We start from the raw sequence: 15,100 nt of genomic DNA on the forward strand, positions 1-15,100 counted from the left end.
CGTGGGTGAACGAACCAAGATGTACCCGCTTTCGTTCTAAAATAATCAAAGGAATAATTTTAAGAATTATAATCATAAAATAATGCTAGAAGCACAAAAAAGACCTGTACACCTGTACATGGAGTCGAACCCAAATCCGAATTCCTTAAAATTTGTAGCCAATTTTATGTTGGCAGATGATGCTGTCAGTTTTGATTTTCCTGATGAGGAAAGTGCGGCTAATTCTCCTCTTGCATTAGAGTTATTCAATTTTGCCGCTGTGGAAAGGGTTTTCATCGCCTCCAATTTTGTAACGGTTACCAAAAAAGTAGACATACCTTGGGAAGATATTCAAGAACATATCAGAAACCAAATCAAAAGCTATTTGGAAACGGGTAAGCAAGCAATAACTACTCAATTTGAAAGTGACCCACTTTTTGACGAAAACGACAGTGAGGTAGTCAAAAAAATTAAAGGCATTTTGGATGAGTACATTCGTCCTGCAGTTGAACAAGATGGGGGTGCAATTGTCTTCCATAGTTTTCAAGAAGGAATAGTGAAAGTTTTATTGCAAGGCTCTTGCTCTGGATGCCCATCGAGTACTGTTACACTGAAAGCTGGTATTGAAAATTTATTAACCAGAATGTTGCCTGAAGTTAAAAGTGTTGAAGCAGAAGGCGTTTAGCCTCCTGTAGCGCTTTATTGTAGGTTATGGGCTTTAGCAGGTGGGTAGGTGGTTGTTTGGGATTGTTTGCAATTGTATTAAGGTTTTTTGCAGCACAGTCTCCCCAATTGACAGAAAAATGGTATTCGGCTACCCTTTACCCGATCATCAGAGGACTGCTTGACCACACATTAGTTCTTTTGCCTTTTCCTGCAATTTATCTCTTGTTGGTGGGCTTGCTATTTCTTGGTTACCGTTTCATAAAAAACCTGAAACAGCTTACAAGTAATGAGCGAAAACTATTGTTTTTCCCCAGAGTTCTGATTAATTTTTTTGGTTGGGTGATCTTCCTATTCCTAATGCTTTGGGGATTTAATTATTACCGGATTCCACTATACCAGCACCTGAATTTAAACCCTGAACCTTTATCCTTGTCCCTTTTGGTTGAAGAAATTGAGACTACCCAAAAAGAACTTGTTTCGATAAGGTCAGCCCTTCAAACAGACACGACTGCACTACCAGATGCCCCAGCTTTTTCACTTCAAATTTCCCAGGTTCGGGATGAAATGAAAGGGTTTTTAAAAGAATGGAACCATAGCTGGAGAGGTAATCCTGTGGTAAAGCAATTTCAACCTGAAGGTACGCTCAGAAAACTAGGGATTTTCGGTATTTACTTCCCATTTACTGGTGAGGGATACCTTGACCCTAGCCTCCATCCCTTAGAAAAAAGCTTCACCATGTCCCATGAACTGGCCCATGGCTTCGGTATCACGAATGAGGGGGAAGCCAATTTTATGGCTTGGCTGATTTGTTCCGAAAGCGATCAACCATTTATTCGTTACTCCGCAACATTAAAGTTGTTTCGCTATCAACTCAATGACCTATACAGAATGGATGAAGAAGGTTATGCCCTTTTTGTGACAAATATCCCAGAAATAATTAAAAGAGATATAAAAGAAATTCAAGTGAGCAATAGTGCTATTAGGCCCTATTCGATTGAACTTAGCAGAAAATCCAATGACCTGTATTTGAAAACCCAGGGTGTAAAGGAAGGCGTAAAAAGTTATGCACAACTACCCATGCTGGTTCATGCCTGGAAGGCTAAAGAAGAATAGCTAGTCCAATAAATACCATTTTTAAGAAAGGGAAACAGTTCATTTTTCAACTCTAATCAGACGAGTGAGGGTTTATTAATACCTGTTGGGATGACAAGTTTAAAACTGGAGCCAACACCCTCAGTACTTTTCACTTCCAATTGCCCATTTAGCTTGTGAGCACTTTGAAAACACAGGTGAAGCCCCATGCCGGTTCCTTTCTCTTGTTCCGTTCCGTAAGTAGATTTTATATCTTGTTCGAAAATATTTTTCAATCGATCGGCAGATATTCCAATTCCATTGTCTGTTATTTCAAGAATTAACTGTCCGTCACTACTATTAATATTTACCGTCACTAGTCCCCCTGCAGGTGTAAACTTGATAGCATTCTGAACAAGGTTTCTAAAAATAAGCAGCAACCTATCGGTTTCAATATATACCATAGGATTTTTAAGGAAATTAACCTCAAGTTGAATGCGTTTTTGTTTGGAAATCACCTTCAATATTTCCACTGTATCTTCAACAAGCTCTTTTACCAGGATCTTCTTTTCTCGCCCAGCCACATTTTTAATTTCAAAAGAAGACCACTCCAAAATATTTTCCATCATTTGGTAGGTTCTGTTGGTCGTTTTTAACAATTCTTCCCTAAGGTATTTGGCTTCTTCTTCTGTAAGGTCCCCTGAATTTATCAGTTCAAGTGTTTGTATGATCGATTGAAGGGGGTTTTTCAGATCATGCGATATGATGGTAATTATTCTATCCTTTTTATCACTCGTTTGTTTCAAGCTTTTATTTACCTTCGTCAACTCTTCCCTTTGTTGCCTTACTCTATTTTTTTGGATGCCATAAAAATATTTCAAACTAGCTGCTACTAGTGAAATTCCGATAATACATGCTGTATAGGTTACGGATTGATCCGTAAATATTTCTTCCTTGTTTCCATAATTTATTGGTACCCAATTTTCATGATATAGTCCTATATAGTATAACCCTATAAAAAAAACAACATTCAGCACAGTCCATAATAAATAATACTTGCTTTTTACAATGCTAAGGATTACTAAATGGATAAGTAAGAAAACATAAAAGGTTGGGCCATTAATCCCGTCATTATGCAAGAAGTTGTAGGTCAAAATAGGGTATATGCTCAGACTTGCAGAATAAAACGCCGTTTTATAGGCTCTTTTTACCCTTAATAAATACAAATAGCCTGTTACGATAATGGAGATAAATACACAAAGCCCGAACAATACATAGTTCCCTATATAAATGTTCAAAGCCATTAAAAAAGGTTAAAGAAAAAGATGATTATCAGTGTGGCATTAAAAATTTGCACTTCCATGGTGGGGTTACCTTCCCAATAGAACAAATTATTACTTAACCCTTTAATTTTTACCCAAAAATCTACTTTCAAAACCTGCTAGTATTTAAAACAGTATTACTTACTAAAACCTTTGGGAACGCAATAAACGCCCACAAAATAAACCTATATGGCTTATTTAATCTAAAAAATAACATTTAACCCCTTAAAATTTAACGGCATATAGGGTGATAATCGCACTCAAACCAGTGCCCTATCTAATCTATCAATTTCAATATAATCTATAGTTACCGAAAAACCATCAGCAATGCTCATTTTTCCTTCTTTCTGTAAATGAGTAAAGTGGGATTTTCAACTATACTAACAACAGACATGCAACAAGTTTTCTGAAATTTATAAAAAAAATACGCTTCCAGAACTACCTAATGTTAGAATTATCAATTGTATCAAGGAGAAGACAAAGAGTCAATTAGAAAAAAAACTGAAATTTATACCTTCAAAATTTCTTCAAAATAAAGGTGAAAATAGCGCCACTTGATTCCATTAAGTAAGAGGTAGACAAAAATGCAAAACCATTTAGTTGATTGCCCAATGAAAAGTTACCTATTAATTCCTGTGGGTATAATGAGCTTGAAACTTGAGCCTACCCCTTCAGTACTATCTACTTTCAATTCCCCATTTAATTTGTGTGCACTTTGATAACACAGGTGAAGTCCCATACCTGTCCCTTTCTCCTGTTCTGTACCATAGGTAGATTTTATGTCTTGTGCAAAAATGTTACTCAGTCGATCCGCTGAAATGCCAATTCCATTGTCCGTAATTTCGAGGATAAGCTGTTCATTTAAACAATTAAGATCGATTGTGACAAGTCCACCTGCCGGGGTAAATTTGATGGCGTTCTGAACAAGATTTCTAAAAATAAGTAGCAATCGATCTGTTTCAAGATAAACTAAAGGGTTTTTGTGATAGTTAACCTCTAGTTGAATACTTTTTTGCTTGGCTATTACCTTCAAAATTTCTACTGTATCCTCGACGAGCTCTTTCACCAGCATCTCTTTTTCGCGCCCAGCCATATTTTTAATCTCAAAAGAAGACCACTCCAAAATATTTTCCATCATTTTGTAGGTTCTATTAGTCGTTTTTAACAGTTCCTGGCGGAGGAATTTAATTTCTTCTTCTGAAAGTTCCCCAGAATCCATTAACTCTAGCGTTTGAATAATAGATTGAAGGGGATTTTTAAGGTCGTGCGAAATAATGGTAATGATCTTGTCTTTTTGCGCACTGGTTTTTGTGAGGCTACGATTGATTTGGGTCAATTCAATTGATTTTTCCTTTACCTTTTCCTTTTCTACTGCATAAAATCGCTTTATGCTATTTATCAATATAGAAATACCAATAAGTGACACAAAATAAGTGAGGACATGGTCTAAAAAAACAGCCTCTTTGCTCACATAATTTTTGGGTATCCATTCTTCATGATAAAGGCCAATGTAAAAAAGACCAGTAAAAAACAACATGTTTATTAAAGTCCATACGTAATGAAACTTCAACTTTAAGATGCTAAGAATAATTAAATGAACCAGTAAAAACATGTAAAAATTAGGCCCATTGATGCCATCATTGTAAAAAAATGCATAGGCTAAAAGAGGATAACTCCCCCCGCTTGAGATGTAAAATGCCAGTTTATAAGCATTTTTGACTCTTAATAAATAAAAACAGATTAACAGTAAAACTACCGCTATAGCGCTTGACCAAACCAATGCTTGATTGCCTAAAAACAGGTTTGAAATAGAAAATATAATACCGATGAAAAAAATAATTACCAAAATGGCATTGTAAATCTGAACTTCCATAGATGGATTACCATCCCAGAAGAACAAACGCTTACTTTGCCTTTTAATTTTTTCCCAATACTTCACTTCCAAGATCAACTGTTAAATAAATTCCGTTATCCTAACCAAAAACTTTTGTAAACGAAAACGACTCCCCATCAAACAATCCTTTATCACTTAATTTGATCTGAGGAATAACCAATAATGCCATAAAACTTAATGTCATATAGGGTGATTGTAGTGAACAACCCAATCCTTTAGCCACCTTATCAACTTCAATATAATCCCTTGCAACCGAAAAACCATCAGCATCACTCATTAATCCTCCGACAGGTAGTTTCAAGAGACTGTCTTTCTCATTACTTACAGCTGACAAGCCACCACTGCTTTCAATGATTAAGTTTGCGGCCTTGGCCATTAACGCATCATTAGTACCAACTATAATAACATTATGCGAGTCATGTGCCACAGAAGAACCAATGGCGCCATGTTTCAAACCAAAATTTTTAACCAAAGCAACAGCCGGTTTTACATTGGGCTGGTACCTGTTTATAACAGCAATTTTAAGTATATCATTCTCAATATCAGTAGAAACTTTACCATTAATTGAAGGAACATCGACAAGAACACTTGTTGTTATCAATTGTGAGTCATGCGCCTGAATCACTTTTGCCTTCCCCCCCTCATGGATAAGTTCAAAATCCTCAGCAGTCACAAAAGAGGTATTAAAGTTATTGATGGCCGCTCCTTTTACTGACAACAATTTTGTCTTTCCTTCCTTGGCGACCAACTCTCCAGAGATATACGTTTCAAATGCTTTGAAATTTATCAAATCATCTACCAATATAAAATCCGCAGCATCATTTACCTCAAGTAAGCCTACATCAAGCCCATAATGATGTACTGGGTTTATGCAGCAGGCCTGAAGCACATCAAAAAGGTCTTTTCCTTTACTTATTGCCCGAGCAGCCAACTGATTGATGTGTCCTTCCAGCAGGCTGTCCGGATGTTTATCATCAGAGCAAAACATAATTTGACCGGGGAAATCATCTATTAGGTCTATCAGCACATCAAAATTCTTAGCAGCACTCCCTTCTCGAATGACAATCTTCATTCCATGATTGGCCTTGTTCCTGGCTTCTTCCAGTGAAACACATTCATGATCTGTAGAAATCCCTGCATTGATGTATGCTACGGCCTTTTCTCCTGTCAATCCAGGAGCATGCCCATCTACTGGTTTATTGTATTTTTTTGCCCATTCAATCTTTTTCTTTACCTCCTCATCTCCTGCAAGCACTCCTGGCCAATTCATCATTTCAGCCAAGTAAAGAATGTCCTTTCGCCTCAGGAGTTTTTCTGTTTCTGAACTGTCAATAATTGCCCCTGCAGTTTCAAATTCAGTAGCAGGAACACATGAGGGAGCACCGAAGAAAAACTTAAATGGTGTTTGATTACCATTGTCAATCATGTATTCCACCCCTTCAAGCCCACAGACGTTAGCTATTTCATGTGGGTCAGAAACAGTGGCAACTGTTCCGTGAAGACAAGCCAAGCGTGCAAATTCAGAAGGGATGAGCAATGAGGATTCTATGTGAACATGCGCATCTATAAAACCTGGTAGAATAAACTTATTGGGTGCCTCACTTACTTCTAAAATACTGCTAATTTTGCCTTGTGAAACCTGAATTTCTGCAGGAAAAATTTTCCGATTGATAATATCTACAAATTTTCCCTTGACCTTAAAAGTTATTGACATTCTTATGAAAAATTAAAATAGAATTTACGCATTCAAGACAACAAGATCCCTAAAGGGAATAAAAAACCAATTCAAATAAAGCTTCCTGCCAAGAATAGTCATAAATATACTATATTTGCAACTGAAAAGGAAAGCAGTAAGCAATTTCATTTTTCTTTGATGAAAAAAATTATCATTGCCATCGATGGGTATTCTGGATGCGGAAAAAGTACTACAGCTAAAGCAGTAGCGAAGGGTTTGCAATATACCTATTTGGATTCTGGCGCCATGTATCGGGCAGTGACCCTTTATTTTTTAAGGAATAACACAGACCTTGCTAATTCAGAAGAAATTATAAATAACCTTAAAGACATAAAAATCACCTTTCATTTCAATGAAGCAAAAGGAATACAGGAGATTTTCATGAATGGCGAAAATATAGAAGCTGAAATCAGGGGCATGACCGTATCTTCACATGTAAGTGAAGTGAGTACAGTAGCAGATGTCCGCACTGCAATGGTGGACATTCAGCAAAGGATGGGAAATGATAAAGGGATAGTTATGGACGGCCGTGACATTGGCACCGTAGTCTTTCCTGAGGCAGAACTGAAGATTTTTATGACTGCTGACACTACTATCCGTGCTGAAAGGAGACAGAAAGAACTGTTGGAAAGAGGAGAAAGGATAAGCTTGGACATTGTTAAGGAAAACCTGGAATCCAGGGATGCAATCGATTCAGGAAGAGCTGTAAGCCCGTTAAAAAAAGCATTAGACGCCATTGAGATTGACACCAGTTATCTTGAATTTAAGGACCAGGTTTCAAAAATAATTGAATTGGCTAAGGAGAGAATGAACTAATTTTATGGAAGTTACTATAGATAAGAATTCCGGTTATTGTTTTGGCGTTGAGTATGCCATTAAGATGGCTGAGGATGAGATGGAAAGTAGTTCTAAGCTGTATTGCCTGGGAGACATCGTGCACAATGCAATGGAGGTCAACCGACTCAGCAGCAAAGGCCTCGTAGTGATCGATAGGGATCAACTGGAGGATTTGCATGATTGCAAAGTCCTAATCCGCGCTCACGGTGAACCACCGGAAACCTATCGGACAGCTATAAAAAACAATATTGAGTTAATTGATGCTTCTTGCCCAGTAGTATTGAAGCTACAACACCGGGTAAAAAGCGCTTTTGATAAAATGGAAAAGCAAAGCGGTCAAATTGTAATTTACGGCAAAAAGGGCCATGCCGAGGTTATAGGATTGACTGGACAAACGCTTGAAAAGGCAATAGTTGTAATGGATGATGCCGATTTAGACCAAATTGACTTTACCAGACCAGTGACGCTTTTTAGTCAAACCACCAAAAGCACTAAAGGCTTTTATGAGCTGAAGGCTAAAATTGAAGAAAAAATCAAAGAGGCTAAAGGCATTTTGAACGATATAGATTTTAATGCCAATGATTCTATCTGTAGACAAGTTTCCAACAGAGAGCCTCAATTACAAAAGTTTTCTGAAGACAATGATGTAATCGTTTTTGTAGCTGGCAAAAAGAGCTCAAATGGAAAAGCCCTATATCAAGTTTGCAAAGGAATAAACGAAAGAAGTTTCTTCGTAGAAAATGAAACTGAAATAAATCTGGAATGGCTAAACCCGGAAGATAAAATCGGTATTTGTGGCGCTACATCCACCCCGATGTGGCTCATGGATCAAGTAAAAGACCATATTTTATCCCTTGATAAAAACAGTATTAAGGCAATCATTTGAGAAGCGACCCCACTAATTGGGTTTTATACATAAAAAATAGGTAAATAATCGCCGAATTATCTTCTAATAACTAATGTAATTTATTAGATTTGAGGCGTTTTTCATAGGATCAAATAGTTTCAAAAAATAAATATGTCAAAACAAGTCAAGCTTAAAAAAGGGTTTGATATACGCCTGATTGGTAAAGCCGAAAAAAAAGTCGGTGATTACCAACCTGTCAAAACCTTTGCCATCAAGCCCACAGATTTCATCGGAATGCAAAGACCTAAGGTCCTTGTAAAAGAAGGTGATACGGTAAAGGCAGGCACTCCTATTTTAATTGATAAAAAACTAGAAAGGGTGATGTATGTTGCACCTGTATCTGGAGAAATCGTTGAAATTAAACGAGGAGAAAAAAGAAAATTACTGGAAATAAAAATCCTAGCTGACGGCGAAATTAATTTTGAAAACTTTGAGAAATTCACTTCCTCAGAAATTAAGTCAGCAAGTAAGGAGTCAATCACAGACAAACTTACTGCTTCAGGTGTTTGGCCTCAAATAATTCAAAGGCCTTATGGAGTAGTTGCCAATCCTGATGATACTCCTCGTGCTATATTTATTTCAGGATTTGATTCCCATCCATTAGCCCCAGATTATAATTTCACCCTTAAAGGGCAAAGCAATTATTTTCAGGCAGGGATAGATGTCCTAAAAAAGCTTACAAAAGGTAAGGTTTATTTGGGCTTGTCTTCCGATGAGAAATCTGTAGAACTAGCTTCAATTGAAGGCGTTGAAACCACTAACTTTTCTGGCCCACACCCTTCAGGAAATGTAGGCGTTCAAATCCATCACGTGGCACCTATCAATAAAGGAGAGATCCTTTGGACAATAAATCCTTATGGTGTTGTCCAAATTGGTAAACTTTTCATAAATGGAATCTACGACGCTTCAAAATTAGTAGCCATCAGTGGCTCTGAAGCAAAAAATCCATCCTACGCACAGACTTATATAGGAAGTTGTGTTGACAGCTACGTTGCCGGTAATACCAAATCCAATAACTTTAGGGTTATTTCTGGAAATGTTCTAACTGGAGAAAAAATAAACAACGATGGCTACCTAGGCTACTATCAGCACCAACTAACGATAATCCCTGAGGGTGATTATTATGAATTTCTTGGTTGGATGAAGCCTACTGCTGACAAGCTAAGCTTTCACAAAGCCTTGGGTTTAATGTCTTTCCTTTTTCCAAAGAAAGAATACACATTAGACTCCAATGTTAGGGGGGAACCTAGAGCATTTGTGCAAACAGGCGTTTTCGAAAAGGTAACACCAATGGACATTTATCCTGTTTATCTTTTAAAAGCCATCATGGCTGAAGATTTTGATGAAATGGAAGAGCTAGGAATTTACGAAGTTGTAGAAGAAGATCTTGCATTGTGTGAATTTGTAGATGTTTCCAAGCACCCGGTTCAGCAATTAATTAGAAAAGGTATAGAACTTATTCAATACAGTTAAAATATGAAGTTTTTACGAGATCTGTTGGATAAACAGAAACCCTTATTCCAAAAGGGAGGAAAATTGGAAGATCTTTATTACCTGTACGAAGCAGGGGAAACATTTATGTTTTCACCAAATCATACAACAGCTATTAAAGGTGCACAGGTAAAGGATGCGATCGACCTGAAAAGGATGATGATCACAGTGGTTATTGCCATGATTCCATGCTTGTTATTTGGAATTTATAATACTGGCCATTTACACTATCTAGCAGTAGGTGAAGCAGGGACTTTTGGAGACAAGTTTGTTTTAGGCTTGACCCTAGTCTTACCAATAGTATTGGTAGCGTACACAGCTGGGGGTATAGTAGAAGCAGTTTTTGCAGTAGTACGAAAACACCCCATTAACGAAGGCTTCCTGGTTACGGGTATGTTAATCCCTCTAATAGTACCAGCAACAACGCCTTTATGGCAAGTTGCTTTGGCAACAGTCTTTGCAGTTGTTATTGCAAAGGAAGTTTTCGGAGGTACTGGAATGAATATACTAAACGTAGCGATGACCGCCAGGGCATTTTTGTATTTCGCCTACCCAGCCCAAATATCTGGTGACCAGGTATGGACGTATTTAGGAGACAAAATGCCTGTCGACGGTTTTTCAGGAGCTACGGCTCTTGCGGTTGCTTACCAATCCGGACAAGATGGAGTGAATGCTGTAACCAATCTGGCGAGCCACAACGCAGCCTTGATGGACAATATGTTTAGCTTCCAAAATATGTTCATGGGATTTATTCCTGGTTCAATTGGTGAAACATCCACTTTGATGGTCTTAATTGGAGCCGCTATCTTGTTGTTTACAGGAGTAGCCAGTTGGAAAATCATTGTAAGTGGTTTTGCTGGAGCTTATCTTATGGCTGCAGTAATGCAACTATTGGCAGTAAATGAATTTATGGCCATGCCTGCACATTATCACTTGGTAATGGGAGGTGTAGCATTCGGAATTGTATTTATGGCTACGGATCCTGTTTCTGCTTCTCAAACTGAATCAGGAAAATGGATTTATGGTTTACTTATAGGTGTTCTCACGATAATTATTCGGGTAACCAACCCTGCATATCCTGAAGGCATTATGCTAGCGGTGTTATTTATGAATGTATTTGCACCGCTTATCGATTATTATGTAGTTAAAGCAAACAAGAAAAGGAGGTTACAACGTGCAACAGTCTAACGCTTATATCATTACATTTTCGGTCATTTTGACCGTAGTTTTAGGTCTATTATTGTCAGGTACATCTGAGATATTAAAACCTATTCAAAAGAAAGCTGAAGAACTTGATACCAAAAAGCAAATTCTTGGTGCGGTAATACCCGCAGAAAGCATCGCTGAGATGAAGCCTGAAGAAGTTAATGAATACTACGCAAGCAGAATATCTTCTGTAGTAGTAAACATTAAAGGCGAAGAAATCACTGAGCAAGACGGTGTAGAAATTACCGCTGAAACAGTAGATGTTGGTAAAAATTTCAAAAAAGATCCAGAAGAAAGACTATTCCCAGTTTTCATCTTCCTTGAAGAAGGAAGTGAAGATGCAGCAATCGCTTATGTATTGCCAGTTTACGGCAATGGCCTTTGGGATAAAATATGGGGATATGTAGCTTTGAAAACTGATATGGATACCATAGAAGGGGTGACTTTTTCACATGCAGGAGAAACACCTGGTTTGGGTGCAAGAATTACCTCATTGGATGTGCAGCAGAGATACAAAGACAAAACCATCTACAGTGAAGATGGAGAACTTGTATCAGTAGACATGCAAAAAGGTGAAGGCAAGGATTATTCCGGTGACCCTCACAAAATTGATGGCATGTCTGGTGCAACCATCACTGCCAATGGTGTCAATAAAATGCTTAAAAACTACCTGAATTATTACCAGTCCTACATGGACAAAAAGAAAGAGGGTAGTTCAAAAGTGGCTATGAATTAATTGTGAAAAATTTCAACACAAAGAAATTATGAGTACAGAAACCGCTGATAAAGCAATAATAGAAAAGGATACAGAAGCTTTGTTCTCCAAAAGGAGGAAAAAGCTGGTTACTGACCCTTTGGTAGATGATAACCCTATTACCATTCAGGTATTGGGTATATGTTCCGCCCTGGCGGTAACAACGCAGATGCAACCAACCTTGGTAATGGCCTTGTCGGTTATTTTTGTAATAGTAATGTCTAACCTGTCCATTTCTCTTTTGAGAAATAAAATACCTGGCAGGGTAAGGATCATTGTTCAACTAGCAGTAGTGGCAACTTTGGTAACACTGGTAAATGAAGTATTGAAGGCTTTTGCTTACGATATGTACAAAGAGTTATCCGTTTTTGTTGGCCTGATTATTACCAACTGTATCGTAATGGGACGTCTGGAAGCTTTTGCTTTAGGTAACAAACCTTACGATTCTATTCTAGATGGATTCGGAAGTGCCTTGGGTTATTCCTGGATAATTCTTACAGTCGCTTTCTTTAGAGAGTTATGGGGTTCTGGTGCTGTTTTTGGTATCCCAGTTTTTGATTATGTCTCTGGATGGTTTGGAGAGGACTTCAACTTAGCTACCAATGGCCTTATGGTTTCGCCAGTTGGTGCTTTTATTATTTTGGGATTATTGATTTGGGTCCAAAGATCCAAAACAGGATATGTAGAACATTAATAAATCAGGAACAATGGAATTATTTAGTTTAGCAATTAGGTCAATTTTTATTGACAATATGGTTTTTGCCTACTTCCTGGGTATGTGTTCTTTTTTGGCTGTATCCAAAAAAGTTAGTACAGCCTTGGGTCTGGGTGCTGCCGTTATATTCGTATTGACGATAACAGTCCCTCTCAATTGGTTATTGAATGAATTTGTATTGAAGGAAGGGGCTTTGTCATTTCTTGGTGAATCCTTTGCCGTTATAGATCTTACCTTTCTCCGATTTATCATGTTTATTGCAATCATTGCAGCCATGGTTCAGTTGGTAGAAATGGTAGTTGAAAAATTTGCTCCTGCCCTATATGGTGCCTTGGGTATTTTCCTTCCCCTTATCGCAGTAAACTGTGCTATTTTGGGTGGATCACTTTTCATGGCCCAAAGAGATTATACGCTTGCCGAGGCAACCGTTTATGGATTTGGTTCAGGAACTGGATTTTTCCTTGCAATAGTTGCTTTAGCTGCTATCAGAGAGAAATTAAAATACTCTAATGTACCTAATGGCCTAAAAGGACTTGGCATTACCATGCTCATAACAGGGCTCATGGGAATCGCATTTATGTCATTTATGGGTATTGATTTATAATAATAGGTTAATATTCAGTTACGATAATTAATGAAACCCTGTTCTCTTTATAGTGAGCAGGGTTTTTTGGCTTTTAGAATAAATTAACGCTAACCCAGTCTGAGATGTCAAATTTCACTTCAAAACGAATTTTAGGATACTTTCTTAGGGGCCTTTTATTTGTAGTGCCCTTTTTTTTGACGGCCTATATTATTATCATCACGGTTCAATTTTTAGACAATATCATTCCAGTCAATATACCTGGCCTCGGTATATTGGTTATGCTGGTTTTCATTACCCTTGTTGGCTACCTAACTAGCATTTTTATCACCAAATCAATTTTTGAAGAGCTGGAAAAACTAGTATTCAAAATACCTTTGGTAAATATTCTATATACAAGTATCAAAGATCTTATGTCTGCATTTGTAGGCGATAAGAAGAAATTCAACACGCCTATCGTCGTGAAACTTTCCGACAATATGTCGAGACTAGGTTTTATGACACAGGATGATTTAAAAGTAATCGGGCAGGAAGAATTGGTGGCAGTCTACTTCCCACACTCCTACAATTTCAGTGGCAACTTGTACCTGGTGCCTAGAAAAAATGTAGAGAAATTACATAATGTCAATAGCACAGAGGTCATGAAATTCATTGTTTCTGGTGGCGTATCTGACTTGCATTATTACAAAAATCCAAAAGCACATAAGGTGGAAGAAATGCCCATTACGCCTAAAGACATTCTATAGTATGCTTTCCATTCCTTTTAACAGTCCTTTTTCGACAGGAAATGAATGGCAGTACATTCAGGATGCATGTAAAGAGGGCAAATTGGCTGCTGATGGAAAATACACCAATAAGTGCCAACAATTTTTCGAAAAGAAGTATGGCTTTGGGAAAGCCTACCTGACTCACTCTTGTACCCAGGCCTTGGAAATGGCGGCCCTGTTAATGGATCTTAAGCCTGGAGACGAATTAATAGTCCCTAGTTATACCTATGTAAGTACTGCCAATGCTTTTGCGCTTAGAGGCTGTAAAATTGTATTTGTCGATAGCAGGTCAGATTATCCCGGAATCGACGAACTGCAGCTAGAGCATTTGATAAATGACAAAACACGGGCGATTGTGGCCGTCCATTATGGTGGCATCGCCTGCGACATGGATCTGCTAACATCAATTACCAAAAAGCACAATTTATTTTTGATTGAGGATGCCGCTGCAGCCATTGACAGTTACTATCTGGGGGCGGATAAAAATCCCAAACCATTGGGTTCATTTGGACACTTTGCTACTTTCTCTTTTCACGAAACCAAAAACATCAGCTGTGGGGAGGGTGGAATGCTCGTGGTCAATGACGCCAACTTTTTAGAAAAGGCAGATGAAGTATGGAACAGGGGCACCAACAAAAAAGCTTTTATAAGCGGGCAAAGGAAAAAATACGAATGGGTTAGCCTTGGAAGTGCTTTCGCACCATCAGAAATTAATGCTGCCTGGCTATGGGCGCAGCTAGAAGAAATGGATGCAATTCAAGAAAAGAGGGAGAAAATCTGGAATTGGCAGCAAAACAATCTGCCAAATCTATTGGCTCATTATGACTTAGACTGGATGAATATCCCCAGTCATTCCATTCATAATTTTCATTTGTTTTATGGGTTGGCAAAAAGCTTAAAACAGCGAGACGAGTTATTGAACCACCTTAGGCAGAAAGGCATTTTAGCTGTATTTCATTACCAAAGCCTTCACGCTAGTCCTTATAATTTATCCCTAGTGGGTCAAGGTCAAAGACAGCATTTAATACAGGCAGATAAATACAGCGAAAGGTTAATTAGATTCCCTCTTTACACTGATCTGGACACTGAAAATTTAAGAGAACTGATCTCTTCATAAAGATTTAACCTGCATTTGAACGTTTATAAAAAGTTATTAAGCGAATCAGGATTTGG

At 37.9% G+C, this 15,100-nt stretch carries 14 protein-coding genes; 11 read left to right on the forward strand and 3 right to left on the reverse strand.

Annotated features, from left to right (window positions below):
• Window positions 1-82: 82 nt before the first annotated feature.
• Both ADICYQ_RS21980 and ADICYQ_RS21985 read left to right on the forward strand, forming a co-directional pair.
• Window positions 83-664 carry a NifU family protein gene (locus ADICYQ_RS21980; RefSeq protein WP_020892641.1) on the forward strand — a complete coding sequence of 194 codons (582 nt, stop codon included), beginning with the start codon at window positions 83-85 and terminating at the stop codon, window positions 662-664.
• 26 nt (window positions 665-690) lie between these two features.
• Window positions 691-1,758: a DUF3810 domain-containing protein gene (locus ADICYQ_RS21985; RefSeq protein ID WP_020892642.1), complete on the forward strand. Its 1,068-nt coding sequence runs from the start codon at window positions 691-693 to the stop codon at window positions 1,756-1,758.
• A gap of 56 nt (window positions 1,759-1,814) precedes the next feature.
• Here ADICYQ_RS21985 and ADICYQ_RS21990 read toward each other — a convergent pair whose 3' ends face one another.
• The 3 genes from ADICYQ_RS21990 to ade all read right to left on the reverse strand — a co-directional run bounded on the left by ADICYQ_RS21990 (window position 1,815) and on the right by ade (window position 6,646).
• The gene (locus tag ADICYQ_RS21990) at window positions 1,815-3,020 is read right to left on the reverse strand and encodes a sensor histidine kinase (RefSeq protein ID WP_020892643.1); all 1,206 of its coding nucleotides are present in this window, start codon (window positions 3,018-3,020) and stop codon (window positions 1,815-1,817) included.
• Window positions 3,021-3,657: 637 nt separating this feature from the next.
• Window positions 3,658-4,977: an ATP-binding protein gene (locus ADICYQ_RS21995; protein WP_235114852.1), complete on the reverse strand. Its 1,320-nt coding sequence runs from the start codon at window positions 4,975-4,977 to the stop codon at window positions 3,658-3,660.
• Window positions 4,978-5,011: 34 nt separating this feature from the next.
• Window positions 5,012-6,646, reverse strand: a complete 1,635-nt coding sequence (gene ade, locus ADICYQ_RS22000; RefSeq protein WP_020892646.1) for an adenine deaminase — start codon at window positions 6,644-6,646, stop codon at window positions 5,012-5,014.
• Between the two features lie 159 nt (window positions 6,647-6,805).
• On the opposite strand from ade, the gene cmk reads away from it, so the two are divergent.
• The 9 genes from cmk to rffA all read left to right on the forward strand — a co-directional run bounded on the left by cmk (window position 6,806) and on the right by rffA (window position 15,044).
• The gene (gene cmk / locus ADICYQ_RS22005; protein ID WP_020892647.1) at window positions 6,806-7,483 is read left to right on the forward strand and encodes a (d)CMP kinase; all 678 of its coding nucleotides are present in this window, start codon (window positions 6,806-6,808) and stop codon (window positions 7,481-7,483) included.
• A 4-nt stretch (window positions 7,484-7,487) separates the two neighbouring features.
• Window positions 7,488-8,390 (forward strand): 4-hydroxy-3-methylbut-2-enyl diphosphate reductase, encoded by a 903-nt coding sequence (locus ADICYQ_RS22010; protein WP_020892648.1) that lies wholly within the window; start codon window positions 7,488-7,490, stop codon window positions 8,388-8,390.
• A gap of 132 nt (window positions 8,391-8,522) precedes the next feature.
• The gene (locus ADICYQ_RS22015; protein WP_020892649.1) at window positions 8,523-9,884 is read left to right on the forward strand and encodes a Na(+)-translocating NADH-quinone reductase subunit A; all 1,362 of its coding nucleotides are present in this window, start codon (window positions 8,523-8,525) and stop codon (window positions 9,882-9,884) included.
• 3 nt (window positions 9,885-9,887) lie between these two features.
• Window positions 9,888-11,090 carry an NADH:ubiquinone reductase (Na(+)-transporting) subunit B gene (locus ADICYQ_RS22020; RefSeq protein ID WP_020892650.1) on the forward strand — a complete coding sequence of 401 codons (1,203 nt, stop codon included), beginning with the start codon at window positions 9,888-9,890 and terminating at the stop codon, window positions 11,088-11,090.
• Window positions 11,077-11,844, forward strand: a complete 768-nt coding sequence (nqrC, locus tag ADICYQ_RS22025) for an NADH:ubiquinone reductase (Na(+)-transporting) subunit C (protein WP_040417601.1) — start codon at window positions 11,077-11,079, stop codon at window positions 11,842-11,844. Before ADICYQ_RS22020 ends, nqrC begins: the two co-directional genes overlap by 14 nt.
• Window positions 11,845-11,872: 28 nt before the next feature.
• Entirely contained in the window at window positions 11,873-12,556 is a 684-nt protein-coding gene (locus ADICYQ_RS22030; RefSeq protein WP_020892652.1) for an NADH:ubiquinone reductase (Na(+)-transporting) subunit D, read from the forward strand.
• A gap of 13 nt (window positions 12,557-12,569) precedes the next feature.
• Window positions 12,570-13,181, forward strand: a complete 612-nt coding sequence (gene nqrE / locus ADICYQ_RS22035) for an NADH:ubiquinone reductase (Na(+)-transporting) subunit E (RefSeq protein WP_020892653.1) — start codon at window positions 12,570-12,572, stop codon at window positions 13,179-13,181.
• A 104-nt stretch (window positions 13,182-13,285) separates the two neighbouring features.
• Window positions 13,286-13,906: a DUF502 domain-containing protein gene (locus ADICYQ_RS22040; RefSeq protein ID WP_051160322.1), complete on the forward strand. Its 621-nt coding sequence runs from the start codon at window positions 13,286-13,288 to the stop codon at window positions 13,904-13,906.
• Window position 13,907: 1 nt separating this feature from the next.
• Window positions 13,908-15,044: a dTDP-4-amino-4,6-dideoxygalactose transaminase gene (gene rffA, locus ADICYQ_RS22045; RefSeq protein ID WP_020892655.1), complete on the forward strand. Its 1,137-nt coding sequence runs from the start codon at window positions 13,908-13,910 to the stop codon at window positions 15,042-15,044.
• The last annotated feature ends 56 nt before the right edge of the window (window positions 15,045-15,100 follow it).

It is taken from the genome of Cyclobacterium qasimii M12-11B, assembly GCF_000427295.1.
Classification (GTDB): domain Bacteria; phylum Bacteroidota; class Bacteroidia; order Cytophagales; family Cyclobacteriaceae; genus Cyclobacterium; species Cyclobacterium qasimii.